This window comes from Pseudomonas sp. TMW22090, assembly GCF_022496665.1.
Classification (GTDB): domain Bacteria; phylum Pseudomonadota; class Gammaproteobacteria; order Pseudomonadales; family Pseudomonadaceae; genus Aquipseudomonas; species Aquipseudomonas gregormendelii.
Genome location: NZ_SCFH01000006.1, coordinates 12,375 through 32,149, shown reverse-complemented (window position 1 = coordinate 32,149; position 19,775 = coordinate 12,375). Strand labels below are relative to the sequence as shown.

Genomic DNA, 19,775 nt, shown 5'->3' with positions numbered 1-19,775 from the left:
TGAAAATTGGTATGCAGGGTCACATTGATAACGAATGGCCTGCTAAACCTAGCTAACCCATCTGTCAACACCTGTTAGTTCGCGATCATTCCCGCACCAGCCGCTTCAGCCTCGTGTAAAGCTCCAAGGTAAAAGCTTCCCTGTCGTTCGAATGATGACAGCGTCGATGGCAATTCGGGCAAAGGGCAACGGCATTGCTCGTTCGATCCGAACCTTTCTGCGCCAAATGTTTAACGTGATGGACTTCTAGAAACGGCGTACCGTCTTTCTCAAACGGTGCAGGCTTACCGCAGCCCTCACAGATACCTTTAGCTTCCTGCCGAACCCAAGCCCTGACCTCGGGGTCACGAATGTAAGCAGCTCTGCTGGACACAGCTTGCTTGGGTTTCAAGATCCCTTTTGGTGCCTTCTCGAACGTCTTCTGCTCTAGCGCTATGGCACGACGCTCAAGAGTGTCTTCGTCGGCAGATGGTTCAAAGACGTCAGTGACAAGTGCTTCTCGAATGCCCTGTTCGACATTGGCGCCTACATTCGTCGCAGGTTTGTATCCCACTATCCAATCGCGTCCCATTCGTTGTAAGACAGTGGAGATGTTGCGCATCCGGAACTCGACGGAACCTTCGGTGCGATCTGCCAATGCACCCTGACGAAGCAAGCGATTCTCTAGCGCTTTATTGAATTTTTGCCCTTTCTGCTCAAGTGTAAGCATCGTCAGATAGGCACCGACGGATGCCTTTATCTCGGCCTCGCTCCAATCTTCGTTCTTCTTTCCAATGTCCATACAATCGCCGAGGGTTGAAAACCCTCGGAAGATACTGAGTGGCCATCATGACTGTCTAGGAAAATTCCTACAGAGATGAGTGTGTATTCCTACGTTAGGTCCTACACGAGCTTCCCACGCATTCCAAGCTATACATCTGAACCCTTCGTCGGTTGAACTACCTCTAATATTTTCCGCCACCAAGGCTTGACCACCGGCCACCGCCTTCCCGTGCGATCAAGCAATAGACAAGGCATGTCGCGCAATCGAATCCAGTTTTCGTCCTGCCAATGCAGGAGACTGAGCGACATTCCAGGCCCTTTCATCAAGCTCATTGTTGGACGGTCTAGGTTTTTCGCCCCCCCTGCATCACGTAACGCCGGCACTACCTGATGAGTTAACCATTCACGCAATAACCGATTCTCCGGCGCGTAGTGATAAACCAACAACGCATACGCGCCGGACTCACTGATCATCAGCCGTTCCTCCGGCTGGCCGTAGTATTCGATCAGCAACCTTTGCCTCTGATCTTCATCCAGTTTGCTCACGATCCGATCACTCAAATGGAAGCCCATTAAACGACCCAAATCGCGAGCGCAGAACCACGGCTGGTTTTCCAGGAGGAGGGTGTGGAGGGAGAGGCTGCGGCGAGAGAAGACAGTTACACAGAAGGGATCAGTCATTATCTGAGCCCCCATTGCGAGATGGGAAGAAGGTGTATTCCGGCATATCCATAACCTCTACGTGAATTCAGGCGTGCCAGACCCAACGTAGAGTGGAAGGAAATCCCAACGAGCAAAGCCATTGCACATCTGCACCACAATCACCAAAGGTGAATTGCGTATCTGACGTATTGGCTGTGCTTCTATGTTGGGCGTTTCTTAGGCACCTGGGCAAAGCATAAGGATGTTTTCAATAGGTATCAATGCGGAAGAGGCTGAGAGATTTGTAGGAGGTTTCCGTTGCTGCGTAAGATTCCGCACAAATAAAAAAGCCCCGATCAAGTCGGGGCTTTTTTCATTCGATTTAACGATTAAATAACCATCGTTCAATCGGGACTAGCCAAGAAATCAATCCCAGCTCAACGCCCCACCAGTCTGATACTCAATAACCCGAGTCTCAAAGAAATTCTTCTCTTTCTTCAAGTCCATGATCTCGCTCATCCAAGGGAACGGGTTAGTCGTCCCTGGGTACTCTTCCTTCAAACCGATCTGCGACAGGCGACGGTTTGCGATGAACTTGAGGTAGTCCTCCATCATCGCCGCGTTCATGCCCAGCACGCCGCGAGGCATGGTGTCACGGGCGTATTCGATTTCCAGCTGAGTGCCCTGCAGAATCATCTGCGAAGCCTCTTCCTTCATCTCGGCATCCCACAAGTGCGGGTTTTCGATTTTGATCTGGTTGATCACGTCGATGCCGAAGTTCAGGTGCATGGATTCGTCGCGCAGGATGTACTGGAACTGCTCGGCGACGCCGGTCATCTTGTTGCGACGGCCCATGGAGAGGATCTGGGTGAAGCCGCAGTAGAAGAAGATGCCTTCCAGAACGCAGTAGTAGGCTATCAGGTTGCGCAGCAGCTCTTTGTCGGTTTCGACGGTGCCGGTTTCGAACTTTGGATCGGAGATCGAACGGGTGTATTTGAGGCCCCAGGTGGCTTTTTTCGCGACCGATGGGATCTCGTGGTACATGTTGAAGATCTCGCCTTCATCCATGGCCAGCGATTCGATGCAGTACTGGTAGGCGTGGGTGTGGATCGCCTCTTCGAACGCCTGGCGCAGGATGTACTGGCGGCATTCCGGGTTGGTGATCAGGCGGTACACGGCCAGCACCAGGTTGTTGGCAACCAGGGAGTCGGCGGTGGAGAAGAAGCCGAGGTTGCGCATCACGATGCGGCGCTCGTCGTCGGTCAGGCCTTCCGGGTCTTTCCAGAGGGCGATGTCGGCGGTCATGTTGACTTCTTGCGGCATCCAGTGGTTTGCGCAACCGTCCAGGTACTTCTGCCAGGCCCAGTCGTACTTGAAAGGTACGAGCTGGTTGAGGTCGGCGCGGCAGTTGATCATGCGCTTTTCGTCAACGGCGACGCGGGCGGAGGCGCCTTCGAGTTCGGCGAGGCCTTCGGCGACGTCGAGGTTGTCCAGGGCTGCCTTGGCGCGAGCGATGGCGGCGGAGTCGGACGCGGTTACAGCGCGAGCTTCTTGAGCAGCAACACCACCGGCGGTGTCGAGGCGGTCCATGTTGGCTTCAGTCGCGTGGCCGGCGTTGGCGCCTTTAACCACGGTCTCGCCGCTGTCTTCTTTGTCGAATTCGTCCCAGCTCAGCATGACGTGTCGTCTCCTGCGTGAGGGCCAGATGCCCGTGTGAAAACTGAAAGGTTGGTTTTTCACACGACCGTTCTGGCCGCGTTGGATAGCGTTTTTTGCAGCGGTACACGCAGGCAAATAAACATAATTTTGTACGGGGTTCCGAGAGCCTCTGACGGGCGCAAAAATCGATGACGACTTCGGCGTGGGCTTCAGACTGGCTGTCATCCCTGTAAGGGGATATTGCAGGCCCGTTTAAGCCGGCATTATAGGGAAATTTTTGCGGCCGTGGTGGGGCGAATCCGCACATGCGGCGGTGAAGAAGAGGGGATTTTCGGTCGGAGCGAGGGTTTACAGGGCTTTGGCTGGATATCGCGGGTGAAGATTTTTTTTGATTAATTTTTCCGGGCCGTTTGTTTTGTACAAAAAACAGCCAAAAAAGCGCTTTTTTACTACATGTTGTGTTTTGAGCGGGTTTTCGATGGCCCCAGACACAACTAAGCCCGACCGAAGTCGGGCTGTAAAGTCACGCGATATGATCAGCTGAAGCGCGCTGCGCCGACGTGATCGGAACCGTCTGCGGCGACTTTGGCGGCGCCGGTGTGATCAAAACCATCGGAAGCCAGTTTGCCAGCGCCTACGTGATCGGCACCATCAGCGGCGAAGGACGCAGAGCCGGTGTGGTCGTAGCCGTCGGAGGCGACTGCGGCTTCGGTGGTGAAAGCTGCCGAGCCGGTGCGATCGTAACCATCGGCGGCGAAGGTGTTGGCGGCCAGTACGGAGAGGGTCAGGGCAAGGATCAGTTGGGTTTTCATGGTGGTTGCTCCAGGTTCGTTGGCGTTTTGTGCCTTGGGTGTGGAATGGATACTACGCCAGATAAGTTGATTAAAAAGCGCAAATAAGTGCTTAAAAATATCTGATAAATCGATATATAAGGCTCGGCGCTGCATCTGTCTGATTGAGACGGGTCGAGCCGTTTATAAAGAGTAGGGCGGGTGTTTAGCCGTTGGAGCAGCCGTTACCCATGATGCTGTAGCGCAGGATGTGTCGTTGGCCGTGGGAATCGTCGTATTCCATTTTCATCGGCACCACTTCACAGACGTTGGGGATTTCGCTCATGGACACCACTTTGGCGATATCCAGGTGGGTGGAGTAAGTGTATTCCTCAATGGCCGGTTGTTGCTGTGCGACATCAGTCGGGGCCTCGTCTGCCATGGCGGTTGCGCACAGGCTGGAGAGGGCCAGAACTAATAAAGCTTTCATCTCAGTTTTACCTTTTAGAGGTCGAGTGGGGTCACGCAACCTTTATGGGGTTGCGTGTGGAACTTGATTGCCGGGGTTTTGATTAACTGCCTTCGTGGGGGCTGCAACTTGGTTAATCAGGGGTTGCCTTGTTGGCGAGAGGGATTTTAGGCGTGGGGGGTGGATTCATATAGGTGGGGTTTTGATAAACACTTTTGACAGATTTCGTAACAATCGCGGAATAGACTGGTGTATGCGATCCCGGTAGGAGCTGCCGGAGGCTGCGATCTTTTGGTCGTGGCGACCTTTGAAGATCAAAAGATCGCAGCCTTCGGCAGCTCCTACGGGGGGGCGTAGATAGGCGGGGTTGAGGGGCTCAGGGGATTGTCAGGGCAATTTGTAGGGGCTTGTTACTACCATCGTCGAATGGTTCTATAGGGCCGCCCCGGGCTACAACAGGGCCATACAAAAACAACTATTCCACCGAGGTAAGAAAGATGAGTGCGGCTTCCCTGTATCCCGTTCGTCCCGAGGTAGCGGCCAACACGCTGACCGACGAGGCAACCTACAAAGCCATGTACCAGCAGTCGGTCGTCAACCCGGACGGCTTCTGGCGCGAGCAAGCCAAGCGCCTCGACTGGATCAAGCCTTTCACCACGGTGAAGCAGACTTCCTTCGACGATCACCACGTCGACATCAAGTGGTTCGCCGATGGCACCCTGAACGTTTCCTACAACTGCCTGGACCGCCACCTGGCCGAGCGCGGCGATCAGATCGCGATCATCTGGGAAGGCGATGACCCTTCCGAAAGCCGCAACATCACCTACCGTGAACTGCACGAAGAAGTCTGCAAATTCGCCAACGCCTTGCGCGGCCAGGATGTGCATCGCGGCGACGTGGTGACTATCTATATGCCGATGATTCCCGAGGCCGTGGTCGCCATGCTGGCGTGCACCCGCATCGGCGCGATTCACTCGGTGGTGTTCGGTGGTTTTTCGCCGGAAGCCCTGGCGGGTCGGATCATCGACTGCAAATCCAAGGTGGTGATCACCGCTGACGAAGGTATTCGTGCCGGCAAGAAGATCCCGCTCAAGTCCAACGTCGATGACGCCCTGACCAACCCGGAAACCAGCAGCATTCAGAAGGTCATCGTGTGCAAGCGCACCGGTGGCAACATCAAGTGGAACCAGCATCGCGACATCTGGTACGAAGACCTGATGAAAGTGGCGGGCAGTGTCTGCGCGCCGAAAGAGATGGGCGCTGAAGAAGCGCTGTTCATCCTCTACACCTCCGGTTCCACCGGCAAGCCTAAAGGCGTGCAGCACACCACTGGCGGTTACCTGCTGTATGCGGCCATGACCCACGAGCGCGTGTTCGACTACCGCCCGGGTGAAATCTACTGGTGCACCGCCGACGTCGGCTGGGTCACCGGCCACACTTACATCGTCTATGGCCCGCTGGCCAATGGCGCGACCACGGTGCTGTTCGAAGGCGTGCCGAACTACCCGGACATCACCCGGGTGGCGAAGATCGTCGACAAGCACAAGGTCAACATCCTCTACACCGCACCAACGGCGATCCGCGCAATGATGGCGGCAGGTAACGCAGCAGTCGAAGGCGCTGACGGCAGCAGCCTGCGCCTGCTGGGTTCGGTGGGTGAGCCGATCAACCCGGAAGCCTGGGATTGGTACTACAAGAAGGTCGGCCAGTCGCGCTGCCCGATCGTCGACACCTGGTGGCAGACCGAAACCGGCGGCAACATGATGAGCCCGCTGCCGGGTGCGCATGGCTTGAAGCCTGGTTCGGCGGCTCGTCCGTTCTTCGGCGTGGTGCCGGCACTGGTGGACAACCTGGGCAACATTCTGGAAGGCGCCGTTGAGGGCAACCTGGTGATTCTGGATTCGTGGCCAGGCCAGGCGCGCACGCTGTATGGCGACCATGACCGTTTTGTCGACACCTACTTCAAGACGTTCCGTGGCATGTACTTCACCGGTGACGGTGCCCGTCGTGACGAGGATGGTTATTACTGGATTACCGGTCGCGTGGATGACGTGCTGAACGTTTCCGGCCACCGGATGGGTACTGCCGAGATCGAGAGCGCGATGGTTGCTCACCCGAAAGTCGCCGAGGCGGCCGTGGTGGGGGTGCCGCACGACATCAAGGGCCAGGGCATTTATGTGTATGTGACGTTGATCGGCGGCGAGGAGCCGAGCGAGCAGCTGCGCCTGGAGTTGAAGAACTGGGTGCGCAAGGAGATCGGGCCGATTGCTTCACCGGATGTGATCCAGTGGGCGCCGGGGCTGCCGAAGACGCGTTCGGGCAAGATCATGCGACGGATTCTGCGCAAGATTGCGACCGCTGAGTACGATGGGTTGGGGGATATCTCCACCTTGGCGGATCCGGGTGTGGTGCAGCATCTGATTGATACGCACAAGACGATGAATGTGGCTTAATCGCCTTCTCTGAGTCAGTAAAACCCCATCCGGTGTTGTGCCGGATGGGTTTTTTTTGTCTGGGGTTTTTGTGGGGGCTGTTCGGGCACCATCGCTAGCAGGCTAGCTCCCACAAGGATCTCCAGTGGATTCAAAATCTGAGTCCAGCGCATGTCCCCCTGTGGGAGCTAGCCTGCTAGCGATGGCGATCAGTCAGACGCTAAACGAACATCAGCCAATAATTATCGGCATCCCCTGTCATCCTTTTCCCACTGTTACCCGCTATCGTTCAAGTAACTTAATGTGTAACCGCCCGCTCCGATACGGGGCATAGGGAAACGCAAAGCCCCATCATTGGGCGTCTCCAGCCTGTCTAAAAAATAAGTCCCCACGCTACGCTTGCCGGATTAGAAGGCTTTGCCAATAATAGGCCCGCAATTTGCAGCATAGATCGGTTAACTTTCTTTTGCTCTTGCATGAAATTGCAGGGCTGTCAACGTGCCTAGGCGGCATTCTCGGTGCTTCTGTAATTTGTTGTCGCATTGAAGAAATATCGGCTTCGGGCCTGTCGTTAGAATGCCGATCACTCGCTCGTCGTTGCGTGCGTTGAAAACAACGTGTGTTACGTAGGACGCAGCAATCGCTTTCCGGTTTTACTCACTCGCATGTTGGGCTGTCGCTCACTCTGCCTTTTAGCCCTATACCGATGGAGTACCAAGATGAAGAAACTCGTGCTGCTTGGCGCCCTGGCACTGTCCGTGCTGTCGCTGCCTTCCTTCGCTGACGAAAAGCCGGTGAAGATCGGTATCGAAGCGGCTTACCCTCCGTTCGCCTCCAAGTCGCCGGATGGCAGCATCGTGGGTTTTGACTACGACATCGGCAACGCCCTGTGCGAAGAGATGAAGGTCAAGTGCGTGTGGGTCGAGCAAGAGTTCGACGGCCTGATCCCGGCACTCAAGGTGCGCAAGATCGACGCGATCCTGTCCTCCATGTCGATCACCGAAGACCGCAAGAAGTCCGTGGACTTCACCAACAAGTACTACAACACCCCTGCGCGCCTGGTCATGAAGGCCGGCACTCAGGTCAGCGACGGCCTGACCGAGCTCAAGGGCAAGAACATCGGCGTGCAGCGTGGTTCGATCCACGAGCGTTTCGCCCGTGAAGTGCTGGCCCCGCTGGGTGCCGAGATCAAGCCGTACGGTTCGCAGAACGAAATCTACCTCGACGTGGCCGCTGGCCGTCTCGACGGTACCGTGGCTGACGCTACCCTGCTGGACGACGGTTTCCTGAAAACCGACGCCGGCAAAGGTTTTGCGTTCGTGGGCCCGGCTTTCACCGACGTTAAATACTTCGGTGACGGCGTCGGTATCGCAGTGCGCAAGGGTGACGCGTTGAAAGACAAGATCAACGCCGCGATCACTGCCATCCGCGACAATGGCAAGTACAAGCAAATCCAGGACAAATACTTCGCCTTCGATATCTACGGCAAGTAACAACGTCCCGGCGACAAGTCCGAAATGGCGCAAGCAACAGGATCTCTGAGGTTTGCGCCATTTTTTCATCCCAACTTTCGAGGACCTGAATCATGTTGAAAGGCTACGGGGCTGTCATCCTCGATGGCGCATGGCTGACGCTTCAGCTCGCCTTGTCGTCCATGGCCCTGGCCATCGTTCTGGGGCTGATCGGCGTTGCATTGCGTCTGTCGCCGGTGCGCTGGCTTGCGTGGCTGGGCGATCTGTATTCCACGGTGATCCGCGGTATTCCCGACCTGGTACTGATCCTGCTGATTTTCTACGGCGGCCAGGACCTGCTCAATCGCGTGGCACCGATGCTCGGTTATGACGACTACATCGACCTGAACCCGTTGGCGGCCGGTATCGGCACCTTGGGCTTCATCTTCGGTGCGTACCTGTCGGAAACCTTCCGTGGCGCCTTCATGGCGATCCCCAAGGGTCAGGCAGAGGCGGGCATGGCGTACGGCATGAGCAGTTTTCAGGTGTTCTTCCGGGTGTTGGTCCCGCAGATGATTCGCCTGGCGATTCCGGGGTTCACCAACAACTGGCTGGTACTGACCAAGGCCACCGCGCTGATTTCGGTGGTGGGTCTGCAAGACATGATGTTCAAGGCCAAGCAGGCGGCAGATGCCACCCGCGAGCCTTTCACCTTCTTCCTCGCAGTGGCGGCGATGTACCTGGTGATCACCAGCGTCTCGTTGCTGATACTGCGTCAACTTGAGAAGCGCTACTCGGTAGGCGTAAGGGCGGCTGATCTATGATCTTCGACTACAACGTCATCTGGGAGGCCTTGCCGCTGTACCTCGGCGGCCTGCTGACCACCCTGAAACTGCTTGGCCTGTCGCTGTTTTTCGGCCTGCTGTGTGCGCTGCCCCTGGGCCTGATGCGCGTCTCGAAGAACGCGGTGGTGAACATGAGCGCCTGGCTCTACACCTACGTAATCCGCGGCACGCCGATGCTGGTGCAGCTGTTCCTGATCTACTACGGCCTGGCGCAGTTCGAGGCCGTACGCGAAAGCTTCCTGTGGCCGTGGCTGTCCAGCGCAACGTTCTGTGCGTGCCTGGCGTTTGCGATCAACACCAGCGCCTACACCGCAGAAATCATCGCCGGCAGCCTGCGCGCCACGCCGAACGGCGAGATCGAAGCGGCCAAGGCCATGGGCATGTCGCGCTACAAGATGTACAAGCGCATCCTGCTGCCGTCGGCCCTGCGCCGGGCGTTGCCGCAGTACAGCAACGAAGTGATCATGATGCTGCAGACCACCAGCCTGGCCTCCATCGTGACCCTGATCGACATCACCGGTGCCGCGCGTACCGTGAACGCCCAGTATTACCTGCCGTTCGAGGCGTACATCACCGCCGGCGTGTTCTACCTGTGCCTGACGTTCATCCTGGTGCGCCTGTTCAAGATGGCCGAGCGCCGCTGGCTGGGCTATCTGGCCCCGCGGAAGCATTGATATGGAACGCATCGACCACCCATTGCCGTGGAGTCACCTGGGCTGCGAACGCCAGATTTCGGTGTTCCGCTTCGGTAACGGTGAGCGCAAGGCCTACATCCAGGCCAGCCTGCACGCCGACGAACTGCCGGGTATGCGCACGGCTTGGGAACTGAAAAAGCGTCTGACTGAACTCGAAGCCCAAGGCTTGCTCAACGGCGTGATTGAACTGGTGCCGGTGGCTAACCCACTGGGGCTTGGGCAGTTGCTTCAGGGCAGTCATCAAGGGCGCTTCGAGGCCGGCAGCGGCAAGAATTTCAACCGCGATTTCGTCGAGTTGAGTGCGCCGGTGGCCGCTGCCGTGCAAGGCCGCCTGGGCGATGATGCCCACGCCAACATTCAGCTGATTCGCCAGGCCATGAGCGATGCGCTCGACGCATTGCCGCCGGCTTCGAGCCAGTTGCAAGGCATGCAGCGCGTGCTGCTCAGCCATGCCTGCACCGCCGATGTGGTGCTGGACCTGCATTGCGATGCCGAAGCGGCGTTGCACATGTACGCGCTGCCGCAACACTGGCCGCAGTGGCGTTCGCTCGCCGCGCACCTGGATGTGAAGGTGGGTTTGCTGGCGGAGGATTCCGGCGGCAGTTCCTTCGACGAGGCCTGCTCGCTGCCGTGGTTGCGCCTGTCGCGGCAGTTTCCCGAGGCGCAGATTCCACTGGCGTGCCTGGCGACGACCATCGAGCTCGGAGGTCAGGCTGATACCGGCCGCGGGGAAGCGCAAGCGTATGCCGAAGGCATCCTCGCGTTCCTGGCCGAGCAGGGCCTGATCAGCGGTGAGTGGCCCAAGGCTGGCCGGGATGCCTGCGAAGGCATGCCGTTCGAAGGCACTGAATTGCTGTTCGCGCCGCACCCGGGGGTGATCAGCTTTTTGCGTAAGCCCGGCGAGTGGGTCGAGGCCGGTGACGAGATTTTCGAAGTGATCGATCCGCTGGCGGATCGGGTCAGCACGGTGTGTGCTGGTACGTCCGGGGTGCTGTTTGCCATTGAACGGCTGCGTTATGCCCAACCCGGTTTCTGGCTGGCCAAGGTGGCGGGGCGCGAAGCGCTGCGTCACGGGCGCTTGCTCAACGACTGACTGACTGTTTTTGTGAGAACCGACCGCATGTACAAACTTGAAGTCCAAGACCTGCATAAACGCTATGGCAGTCACGAAGTGCTCAAGGGTGTGTCCCTGAAAGCGGCGGCTGGCGATGTGATCAGCATCATCGGCTCCAGTGGCTCCGGCAAAAGTACCTTCCTGCGTTGCATCAACCTGCTCGAGCAGCCGCACGCGGGCCGTATTCTGCTCAACAATGAAGAGCTCAAGCTGGTGGCAAACAAGGACGGTGCGATGAAAGCCGCCGATCCCAAGCAGCTGCAGCGCATGCGTTCGCGCCTGTCGATGGTGTTCCAGCATTTCAACCTGTGGTCGCACATGACTGCACTGGAAAACATCATGGAAGCGCCAGTGCACGTGCTGGGCATGTCCAAGGCTGAAGCCCGCGAGAAGGCCGAGCACTACCTGAACAAGGTGGGGGTGGCCCATCGCAAGGACGCCTACCCGGGTCACATGTCCGGCGGCGAACAACAGCGCGTGGCGATTGCCCGTGCGCTGGCGATGGAGCCGGAAGTGATGCTGTTCGACGAACCGACTTCGGCCCTCGACCCGGAACTGGTGGGCGACGTGCTCAAAGTCATGCAGGCCCTGGCGCTGGAAGGCCGGACCATGGTGGTGGTGACCCACGAAATGGGCTTCGCCCGCGAGGTGTCGAACCAGTTGGTGTTCCTGCACAAGGGCATCGTCGAAGAAAGCGGCAATCCGCGCGAGGTACTGGTCAACCCACAGTCCGAGCGCCTGCAACAATTCCTCTCGGGCAGCCTGAAGTAATCAGGACTGCCGTTGTGCACCGGGATCGTGCATGCTTCGCAGCCTGAAGGCTGGCCGCGATCCCCCTGTAGGAGCTGCCGAAGGCTGCGATCTTTTGATCTTGATTGTTCAAATCAAAAGATCGCAGCCTCGTTCCACTCGACAGCTCCTACAGATCATCGGTGTAGGGGCGGGCGCGAGCCGGCCGGCCCCCCATAGTTTATCGGTGCCGGTTTCAAGATTTGCCTTCACTTTCGGGCTAGCATTGGCCCATGCCTTCATCACTGTTTTCGTTTCGGACTGCCCTCCATGACTGCCCATCGAATTGGTTTCCTGATTTGGCCCAGCACTAAAGCACTGACGCTTGCGCTGGCTGAGGAGGCCTTGCGTGTTGCCCAGCGTGTGCATCCGGACGTTGTCTACGAGCTGTCGTTCCTGCAGGCTGAACCGCCGACCGAAGGTGCCTGGCAATTGCCGGGCGAGCCTTGGGCCGGCAAGCTGGAAAACTTCCAGAAACTGTTTCTGCTCGCTGACGAGCCGCCGGCCACCCTCGCGCCGGCCCTCAGCAGTTCGTTGAAACAACTGGTGCGAGCCGGTTGTGTCATTGGTGGCCTGTCTGCCGGTGTGTACCCGTTGGCGCAGTTGGGTTTGCTCGACGGTTATCGGGCCGCCGTGCACTGGCGCTGGCAGGACGATTTCGCCGAGCGCTTCCCCAAAGTCATCGCCACCAGTCATCTGTTCGACTGGGATCGCGATCGCCTCACCGCGTGCGGCGGCCTTTCGGTACTCGATCTGCTGCTGGCGGTATTGGCCCGTGATCACGGTGCGGAACTGGCCGGTGCGGTTTCCGAGGAACTGGTGGTCGAGCGCATTCGCGAAGGCGGTGAGCGCCAGCGCATTCCGCTGCAGAACCGCCTGGGCTCCAGCCATCCGAAGCTGACCCAGGCCGTGTTGCTGATGGAGGCCAACATCGAAGAGCCGCTGACCACCGACGAAATCGCCCAGCATGTGTGCGTGTCCCGTCGGCAGCTGGAGCGCATCTTCAAGCAATACCTCAATCGCGTGCCCAGCCAGTATTACCTGGAACTGCGCCTGAACAAGGCCCGGCAGATGCTGATGCAGACCAGCAAGTCGATCATCCAGATCGGCCTGTCCTGCGGTTTCTCCTCGGGGCCGCATTTCTCCAGCGCCTACCGCAACTTCTTCGGTGCCACGCCACGGGAAGATCGCAACCAGCGGCGCAGCAGCAGCCCGTTCGAATTGTCGTCGGTGCCTTCCGAGCGCGGCTAGCGCCAATTAATCGGTCACTGTCCCGGTAGGAGCTGCCGCAGGCTGCGATCTTTTGATTGTGATTTTTCAAGATCAAAAGATCGCAGCCTGCGGCAGCTCCTACTGAGCATCGGTTTGCGCGGTACTGCCTATAAGTACGCTCGACAGTTTAAACTGCGCCTTTGCGAAGCTATATGTCGCATTGCCGTAAACCCGGTTGAAACCGGGGTTTGCGCTATAAGAAGTTGTCGCTTGGCGGCAAGGCCAGGGCGAAAACTCTCCCTACAATCCCCCCATCGCTCGCCAGTTCCAGGCGGGTGTTCCTCTTCAGGAGACTCCGATGTCCGTTGAGCACGCTGCGGTAGAACGCGCCGATTTTGACCAGGTAATGGTTCCCAACTATGCGCCTGCCGCATTCATTCCGGTGCGTGGCGCCGGTTCCCGCGTGTGGGACCAGTCCGGCCGCGAGTTGATCGACTTTGCTGGCGGGATTGCCGTTAACGTATTGGGCCACGCTCATCCAGCGCTGGTCGGTGCCCTGACAGAGCAGGCGAACAAGCTGTGGCACGTGTCCAACGTGTTCACCAACGAGCCGGCCCTGCGCCTGGCGCATAAGCTGATCGACGCCACCTTTGCCGAGCGCGTGTTCTTCTGCAACTCCGGTGCCGAGGCCAACGAGGCCGCGTTCAAGCTGGCGCGTCGCGTCGCATTTGATCGTTTTGGTAGCGAGAAGTACGAAATCATCGCGGCGCTGAACAGCTTCCACGGCCGCACCCTGTTCACCGTCAACGTCGGTGGCCAGTCCAAGTATTCCGATGGCTTTGGTCCGAAGATCACTGGTATCACCCACGTGCCCTACAACGACCTGGCCGCTTTGAAAGCGGCGGTGTCCGACAAGACTTGTGCAGTGGTGCTGGAGCCGATCCAGGGCGAGGGCGGCGTGCTGCCGGCCGAACTGGCTTACCTGCAAGGCGCCCGCGAGCTGTGCAACGAGCACGACGCGCTGCTGGTGTTCGACGAAGTGCAAACCGGCATGGGCCGCAGCGGCAAGCTGTTCGCCTACCAGCATTACGGCGTGACGCCGGACATCCTGACCAGCGCCAAGAGCCTGGGCGGCGGTTTCCCGATCGCGGCGATGCTGACGACCGAAGCGCTGGCCAAGCACCTGGTGGTTGGCACCCACGGCACCACCTACGGCGGCAACCCGCTGGCCTGTGCGGTCGCCGAAGCGGTGATCGACGTGATCAACACCCCTGAAGTGCTGGCTGGCGTGAATGCCAAGCACGCCAAGTTCAAGGCGCGCCTTGAGCAAATCGGCGAAAAATACGGCCTGTTCACCCAGGTGCGTGGCTTGGGGCTGCTGATTGGCTGCGTGCTGAATGACGCCTGGAAAGGCAAGGCCAAGGACATCTTCAACGCTGCCGAGAAAGAAGGCCTGATGATTCTGCAGGCGGGCCCGGACGTGATTCGTTTCGCCCCGAGCCTGGTGGTTGAAGATGCCGATATCGATGCCGGCCTGGATCGTTTCGAGCGCGCTGCGGCGAAGTTGACGCAAGCCTGATAGACCTTTCGGCGCCTGAGCGTTCAGGCGTCGATCCCAATTTTTATGCCGGACCGAATCAAACTGTGGGAGCCAGCCTGCTGGCGATGAGGGCCTGACAGCCAACATCATTGTTGCCTGACAGGACGCTATCGCCAGCAGGCTGGCTCCCACAGTTGACTCTGAGTTGATTCAGGGATGGCCCGGGATTTTTTCTTTTGTAAGTTCTGAGATTAAGGAGTGACACCATGCTGGTGATGCGCCCCGCGCAAATGGCTGATCTGGGCGAGGTACAGCGTCTGGCTGCGGACAGCCCGATTGGTGTCACTTCCTTGCCGGATGACGTTGAACGCCTGAGCGACAAGATTGCCGCGAGCGAAGCGTCGTTTGCCGCCGAAGTGAGCTTCAACGGCGAGGAAACCTATTTCTTCGTCCTCGAAGACACCGCCACCGGCAAGCTGGTGGGCTGTTCGGCCATCGTGGCCTCGGCTGGTTACTCGGAACCTTTCTACAGCTTTCGCAATGAAACTTTCGTGCACGCTTCCCGCGAGCTGAAGATTCATAACAAGATTCACGTGTTGTCCCAGTGCCATGACCTGACCGGCAACAGCTTGCTCACCAGCTTCTACGTGCAGCGTGAGTTGGTGGGTTCGCCCTGGGCCGAGCTTAACTCCCGTGGTCGCCTGTTGTTCGTGGCCAGCCATCCGGAGCGTTTTGCCGATTCCGTGGTAACCGAGATCGTTGGCTACAGCGACGAAAACGGCGACTCGCCATTCTGGGATGCCATCGGGCGTAACTTCTTCGACCTCAACTATGCCGAAGCCGAGCGCCTGTGCGGGCTGAAAAGCCGCACCTTCCTTGCCGAACTGATGCCGCATTACCCGATCTACGTGCCGTTGCTGCCGGACACCGCCCAGGAAGCGATGGGCCAGGTGCACCCGCGGGCGCAGATCACGTTCGACATCCTGATGCGCGAAGGCTTCGAGACCGATCATTACATCGATATTTTCGACGGCGGCCCAACCCTGCATGCGCGCGTCTCGGGGATCCGCTCCATCGCCCAGAGCCGTGTGGTACCGGTGAAAATCGGCGAGCCGGCCAAAGGTGTCGGGCGCCAGTACCTGGTGGCCAATGCCCAGTTGCAGGATTACCGCGCCGTGTTGCTTGAGCTCGATTACGCGCCGGGCAAACCCGTGACCCTGGACCTGGAAACAGCCGAGGCCCTGGGTGTCGGTGAAGGTGCCAGCGTGCGCCTGGTAGCGGTTTGACCCCGCTGCCGCGCCTGGAAAGAATTGCCTAGATAGCAGCGAAGTTTCGCGGGTGGCGCAAGCGACCCGACTGAGGAGATAGCATGATCGTTCGTCCCGTACGCAGCAGCGATTTACCCGCTCTGATCGACCTGGCCCGCAGCACTGGCACCGGCCTGACCACCTTGCCGGCCAATGAAGAGCGGCTGGCCCACCGGGTCGGCTGGGCCGAGAAGACCTTTCGCGGAGAAGCCGGGCGGGGCGATGCGGACTACCTGTTCGTGCTCGAAGATGACAACGGTCGCGTGGTGGGCATTTCCGCCATCGCCGGCGCGGTCGGCCTGCGTGAGCCCTGGTACAACTTCCGGGTTGGCCTGACGGTCAGCGCTTCGCAAGAGCTGAACATCTATCGCGAGATTCCGACGCTGTTCCTGGCCAACGACCTGACCGGCAACTCCGAGCTGTGCTCGCTGTTCCTGCATGCCGATTACCGCAACGGCCTCAACGGACGCATGCTGGCCAAGGCGCGGATGCTGTTCATCGCCGAATTCCCGCAGCTGTTCGGCAACAAGATCATTGCCGAGATGCGCGGCATGTCCGACGAAGCCGGGCGCTCGCCGTTCTGGGAAAGCCTGGGGCGGCATTTCTTCAAGATGGAATTCAGCCAGGCGGACTACCTGACCGGCGTCGGCAACAAGGCTTTCATCGCCGAACTGATGCCCAAATTTCCGTTGTACACCTGCTTCCTGTCGCCGGATGCGCGCAACATCATCGGGCAGGTTCACCCGGACACCGAGCCGGCACTGGCCATGCTCAAGAGCGAAGGTTTCAGCTACCAGGGCTACGTCGACATCTTCGACGCAGGCCCGGCAGTGGAGTGCGAAACCACGAAGATCCGCGCAGTGCGCGACAGCCAGCCGCTGGTGCTGGCCATCGGCACCCCGGGTGACGACGCCACGCCTTTCCTGATTCACAACCGCAAGCGCGAAGACTGCCGGATCACTGCCGCTCCCGCACGCTTCGCCGCCGGCACCCTGGTGGTCGACCCGCTGACCGCCAAACGCCTTCAACTCAACGCCGGCGACCAGGTGCGCGCCGTTCCGTTGTCCGCTGCCCGGGAGTCGAAATAATGAATTCGCTATACATTGCAGGTGAGTGGCTGTCTGGCCAGGGCGAAGCGTTCCAGTCGCTGAACCCGGTGACCCAGCAAGTGCTTTGGTCCGGTGAAGGCGCTAGCGCTGCCCAAGTGGAATCCGCCGTGCAAGCCGCGCGTCAGGCGTTCCCGGGCTGGGCTCGGCGCACCCTGGACGAGCGCATCAGTGTGCTGGAGGCCTTCGCCGCCGCGTTGAAAAATCACGCTGACGAGCTGGCACGGACCATCGGCGAAGAAACCGGCAAACCGCTTTGGGAATCGGCGACCGAAGTGACCAGCATGGTCAACAAGATTGCCATCTCGATTCAGAGCTATCGTGAGCGTACCGGTGAGAAGAGCGGCCCTCTGGGCGACGCAACTGCCGTGCTGCGCCACAAGCCACACGGCGTGGTCGCGGTGTTCGGGCCTTACAACTTCCCCGGTCACCTGCCCAACGGCCACATCGTCCCAGCCTTGCTCGCGGGTAACAGCGTGCTGTTCAAGCCGAGCGAGCTGACGCCCAAAGTCGCCGAACTGACGGTTAAATGCTGGATCGAAGCCGGCCTGCCGGCTGGCGTGTTGAACCTGCTGCAGGGTGCTCGCGAAACCGGGATTGCCCTGGCGGCGAACCCTGGCATCGACGGCCTGTTCTTCACGGGTTCGAGCCGCACCGGCAATCACCTGCACCAGCAATTTGCCGGTCGGCCGGACAAGATCCTGGCGCTGGAGATGGGCGGTAACAATCCACTGGTGGTTGACCAGGTGGCTGACCTGGATGCGGCGGTCTACACCATCATCCAGTCGGCATTCATTTCTGCCGGCCAGCGTTGCACCTGCGCGCGCCGCCTGCTGGTGCCCCAGGGCGCCTGGGGCGACTCGTTGCTGGCACGCCTGGTGGCGGTGACTTCGACCATCGAAGTGGGCGCTTTTGATCAGCAACCGGCGCCGTTCATGGGCTCGGTCATTTCCCTGGCTGCGGCCAAATCCCTGATGGATGCGCAGGCGCATCTGCTGGCAAATGGCGCCATGGCGCTGTTGGAAATGACCCAGCCACAGGCTCAGGCTGCCTTGCTGACCCCAGGCATTTTGGATGTAACGGCCGTGGCCGAGCGTCCTGACGAAGAACTGTTCGGACCGTTGCTGCAAGTGATTCGCTACGCTGATTTCGAAGCGGCGATCGCCGAGGCCAACGACACCGAATACGGCCTTGCCGCCGGCTTGCTCTCGGATTCCGAAGCGCGTTACCAGCAGTTCTGGCTGGAAAGCCGGGCCGGTATCGTCAACTGGAACAAGCAGCTGACGGGCGCGGCCAGCAGTGCGCCGTTCGGCGGGGTGGGGGCCTCGGGTAACCATCGTGCCAGCGCCTATTACGCGGCAGATTACTGCGCGTACCCGGTGGCATCGCTGGAAACGCCGAGCCTGACCTTGCCTGCCGCCCTCACGCCTGGCGTGAAAATGGCGTGATGCCAATCGCCAGCAGGCTGGCTCCCACAGGTTCGGTGGTGTTTACACACTGTGTGTACGACGCAAATCCCTGTGGGAGCCGCCTGCTGGCGATGGCCACGCCTCGGTCTCAAATCCGGTTACTGAAGCCTAACAACAGAATTCTCGTGGAGCCTCGCTGATGAAATCCTATGAAGTCAATTTTGACGGTCTAGTGGGGCCGACCCATAACTACGGCGGCCTGTCCTACGGCAACGTCGCGTCCCAGAGCAACAGCCAGCAGTGTTCGAACCCGAAGGAAGCTGCGCTGCAAGGCCTGGCGAAAATGAAAGCGCTGATGGAAATGGGCTTTCAGCAAGGTGTCCTCGCCCCTCAGGAACGGCCGGACGTAGCCGCCCTGCGGCGCCTGGGCTTCGGCGGCACCGATGCGCAAGTGATTGAGCGCGCCGCCAAGGACGCCATGCCCTTGCTGGTCGCCAGTTGCTCGGCGTCGAGCATGTGGGTGGCCAACGCCGCCACCGTCAGCCCGAGCGCCGACACTGCCGACGGTCGAGTGCACTTCACCGCCGCCAACCTCAACTGCAAATATCACCGCAGCATCGAACACCCGACCACCAGTCGCGTATTGGGGGCGATGTTTGCTGATCAGCAGCACTTCGCTCACCACGCCGCGTTGCCGGCCGTGGCGCAGTTCGGCGATGAAGGCGCGGCTAACCACACGCGTTTCTGTCGTGAATACGGCGAAGCCGGCGTCGAGTTTTTCGTGTTCGGCCGCAGTGCCTTCGATACCCGTTACCCGGCTCCGCAGAAGTACCCGGCGCGCCAGACCCTCGAAGCTTCCCAGGCGGTCGCGCGCCTGCACGGCCTGAGTGACGACGCGGTGGTCTACGGTCAGCAGAACCCTGCGGTGATCGATCAGGGCGTGTTCCATAACGACGTGATCGCGGTCGGTAACGGCGAGGTGCTGTTCTATCACGAGGACGCGTTCCTCGACACCGACCAGATGCTCGCCGAGCTGCACGGAAAACTCGCCAAGGCAGGCGGGAATTTTCAGGCGATCTGTGTACCGCGTTCTGCGGTCACCGTGGAAGACGCCGTTCGGTCGTACCTGTTCAACAGCCAGTTGCTGACCCGTCCCGACGGCTCGATGCTGTTGATCGTGCCGGAAGAATGCCGTGGCAATGAGCGGGTATGGCAATACCTGCAGGGCCTGACCAGTTCGGGCGGGCTGATCCGTGAAGTCAAAGTCTTCGATTTGAAACAAAGCATGCAAAACGGCGGTGGCCCGGCTTGCCTGAGGTTGCGCGTCGCGCTGAATGAAACGGAACTGGCGGCGGTCAATCCAGGCGTTATCATGACGGCACCGTTGTACGGCTCGCTGACCGAATGGGTCGACAAGCACTACCGCGACCGCATGGCCGAGAGCGATCTTGCGGACCCGCAATTGCTGCTTGAATGCCGGACGGCACTGGATGAACTGACGCAAATCCTTAAACTGGGCGCGGTTTATCCATTCCAGATCAATTGAACGCCGGCGCTGCATGCGCCGCTTCAT

17 protein-coding genes are annotated in these 19,775 nt (G+C 59.3%); 12 read left to right on the top strand and 5 right to left on the bottom strand.

Going from position 1 to position 19,775, the window contains the following annotated elements; all coding sequences use genetic code 11:
• Positions 1 to 85 precede the first annotated feature (85 nt).
• The 5 genes from EQV97_RS17430 to EQV97_RS17410 all read right to left on the bottom strand — a co-directional run bounded on the left by EQV97_RS17430 (position 86) and on the right by EQV97_RS17410 (position 4,323).
• Entirely contained in the window at positions 86 to 781 is a 696-nt protein-coding gene (locus EQV97_RS17430; RefSeq protein ID WP_240889355.1) for an HNH endonuclease signature motif containing protein, read from the bottom strand.
• 128 nt (positions 782 to 909) lie between these two features.
• Positions 910 to 1,443 carry a Bro-N domain-containing protein gene (locus tag EQV97_RS17425; RefSeq protein ID WP_240889354.1) on the bottom strand — a complete coding sequence of 178 codons (534 nt, stop codon included), beginning with the start codon at positions 1,441 to 1,443 and terminating at the stop codon, positions 910 to 912.
• 387 nt (positions 1,444 to 1,830) lie between these two features.
• The gene (locus EQV97_RS17420; RefSeq protein WP_045057829.1) at positions 1,831 to 3,081 is read right to left on the bottom strand and encodes a ribonucleotide-diphosphate reductase subunit beta; all 1,251 of its coding nucleotides are present in this window, start codon (positions 3,079 to 3,081) and stop codon (positions 1,831 to 1,833) included.
• Positions 3,082 to 3,599: 518 nt separating this feature from the next.
• Positions 3,600 to 3,875 (bottom strand): hypothetical protein, encoded by a 276-nt coding sequence (locus tag EQV97_RS17415; protein ID WP_122840223.1) that lies wholly within the window; start codon positions 3,873 to 3,875, stop codon positions 3,600 to 3,602.
• A 184-nt stretch (positions 3,876 to 4,059) separates the two neighbouring features.
• Positions 4,060 to 4,323 (bottom strand): DUF2790 domain-containing protein, encoded by a 264-nt coding sequence (locus EQV97_RS17410; RefSeq protein ID WP_122840224.1) that lies wholly within the window; start codon positions 4,321 to 4,323, stop codon positions 4,060 to 4,062.
• Positions 4,324 to 4,799: 476 nt separating this feature from the next.
• On the opposite strand from EQV97_RS17410, the gene acs reads away from it, so the two are divergent.
• The 12 genes from acs (at position 4,800) to astB (ending at position 19,748) form a co-directional block, all read left to right on the top strand.
• On the top strand, positions 4,800 to 6,755 hold the full coding sequence (gene acs, locus EQV97_RS17405) for an acetate--CoA ligase (protein WP_122840225.1): 1,956 nt from the start codon (positions 4,800 to 4,802) through the stop codon (positions 6,753 to 6,755).
• Between the two features lie 698 nt (positions 6,756 to 7,453).
• Complete coding sequence (locus EQV97_RS17400; protein ID WP_240889353.1) at positions 7,454 to 8,227, top strand: ABC transporter substrate-binding protein; 774 nt, start codon at positions 7,454 to 7,456, stop codon at positions 8,225 to 8,227.
• Between the two features lie 92 nt (positions 8,228 to 8,319).
• Complete coding sequence (locus EQV97_RS17395; protein ID WP_045057456.1) at positions 8,320 to 9,009, top strand: ABC transporter permease; 690 nt, start codon at positions 8,320 to 8,322, stop codon at positions 9,007 to 9,009.
• Positions 9,006 to 9,704, top strand: coding sequence for an ABC transporter permease (locus EQV97_RS17390; protein ID WP_045057455.1), 699 nt, complete (start codon positions 9,006 to 9,008; stop codon positions 9,702 to 9,704). Before EQV97_RS17395 ends, EQV97_RS17390 begins: the two co-directional genes overlap by 4 nt.
• A gap of 1 nt (position 9,705) precedes the next feature.
• Positions 9,706 to 10,818, top strand: a complete 1,113-nt coding sequence (locus EQV97_RS17385; RefSeq protein ID WP_240889352.1) for a M14 family metallopeptidase — start codon at positions 9,706 to 9,708, stop codon at positions 10,816 to 10,818.
• Positions 10,819 to 10,845: 27 nt separating this feature from the next.
• Positions 10,846 to 11,610 carry an ATP-binding cassette domain-containing protein gene (locus tag EQV97_RS17380; RefSeq protein ID WP_045057453.1) on the top strand — a complete coding sequence of 255 codons (765 nt, stop codon included), beginning with the start codon at positions 10,846 to 10,848 and terminating at the stop codon, positions 11,608 to 11,610.
• Between the two features lie 288 nt (positions 11,611 to 11,898).
• Complete coding sequence (gene argR / locus EQV97_RS17375) at positions 11,899 to 12,879, top strand: transcriptional regulator ArgR (RefSeq protein WP_122840227.1); 981 nt, start codon at positions 11,899 to 11,901, stop codon at positions 12,877 to 12,879.
• A 319-nt stretch (positions 12,880 to 13,198) separates the two neighbouring features.
• Positions 13,199 to 14,419, top strand: coding sequence for an aspartate aminotransferase family protein (locus EQV97_RS17370; RefSeq protein WP_122840228.1), 1,221 nt, complete (start codon positions 13,199 to 13,201; stop codon positions 14,417 to 14,419).
• A gap of 227 nt (positions 14,420 to 14,646) precedes the next feature.
• A complete protein-coding gene (aruF, locus tag EQV97_RS17365; RefSeq protein ID WP_045057451.1) occupies positions 14,647 to 15,666 on the top strand; it encodes an arginine/ornithine succinyltransferase subunit alpha in 1,020 nt (339 codons plus the stop codon).
• Between the two features lie 83 nt (positions 15,667 to 15,749).
• Positions 15,750 to 16,775, top strand: a complete 1,026-nt coding sequence (astA, locus tag EQV97_RS17360; protein ID WP_122840229.1) for an arginine N-succinyltransferase — start codon at positions 15,750 to 15,752, stop codon at positions 16,773 to 16,775.
• Positions 16,772 to 18,241 carry a succinylglutamate-semialdehyde dehydrogenase gene (astD, locus tag EQV97_RS17355; RefSeq protein ID WP_240889566.1) on the top strand — a complete coding sequence of 490 codons (1,470 nt, stop codon included), beginning with the start codon at positions 16,772 to 16,774 and terminating at the stop codon, positions 18,239 to 18,241. The genes astA and astD overlap by 4 nt, the downstream gene beginning before the upstream one ends.
• 160 nt (positions 18,242 to 18,401) lie before the next feature.
• Entirely contained in the window at positions 18,402 to 19,748 is a 1,347-nt protein-coding gene (astB, locus tag EQV97_RS17350; RefSeq protein ID WP_122840231.1) for an N-succinylarginine dihydrolase, read from the top strand.
• The last annotated feature ends 27 nt before the right edge of the window (positions 19,749 to 19,775 follow it).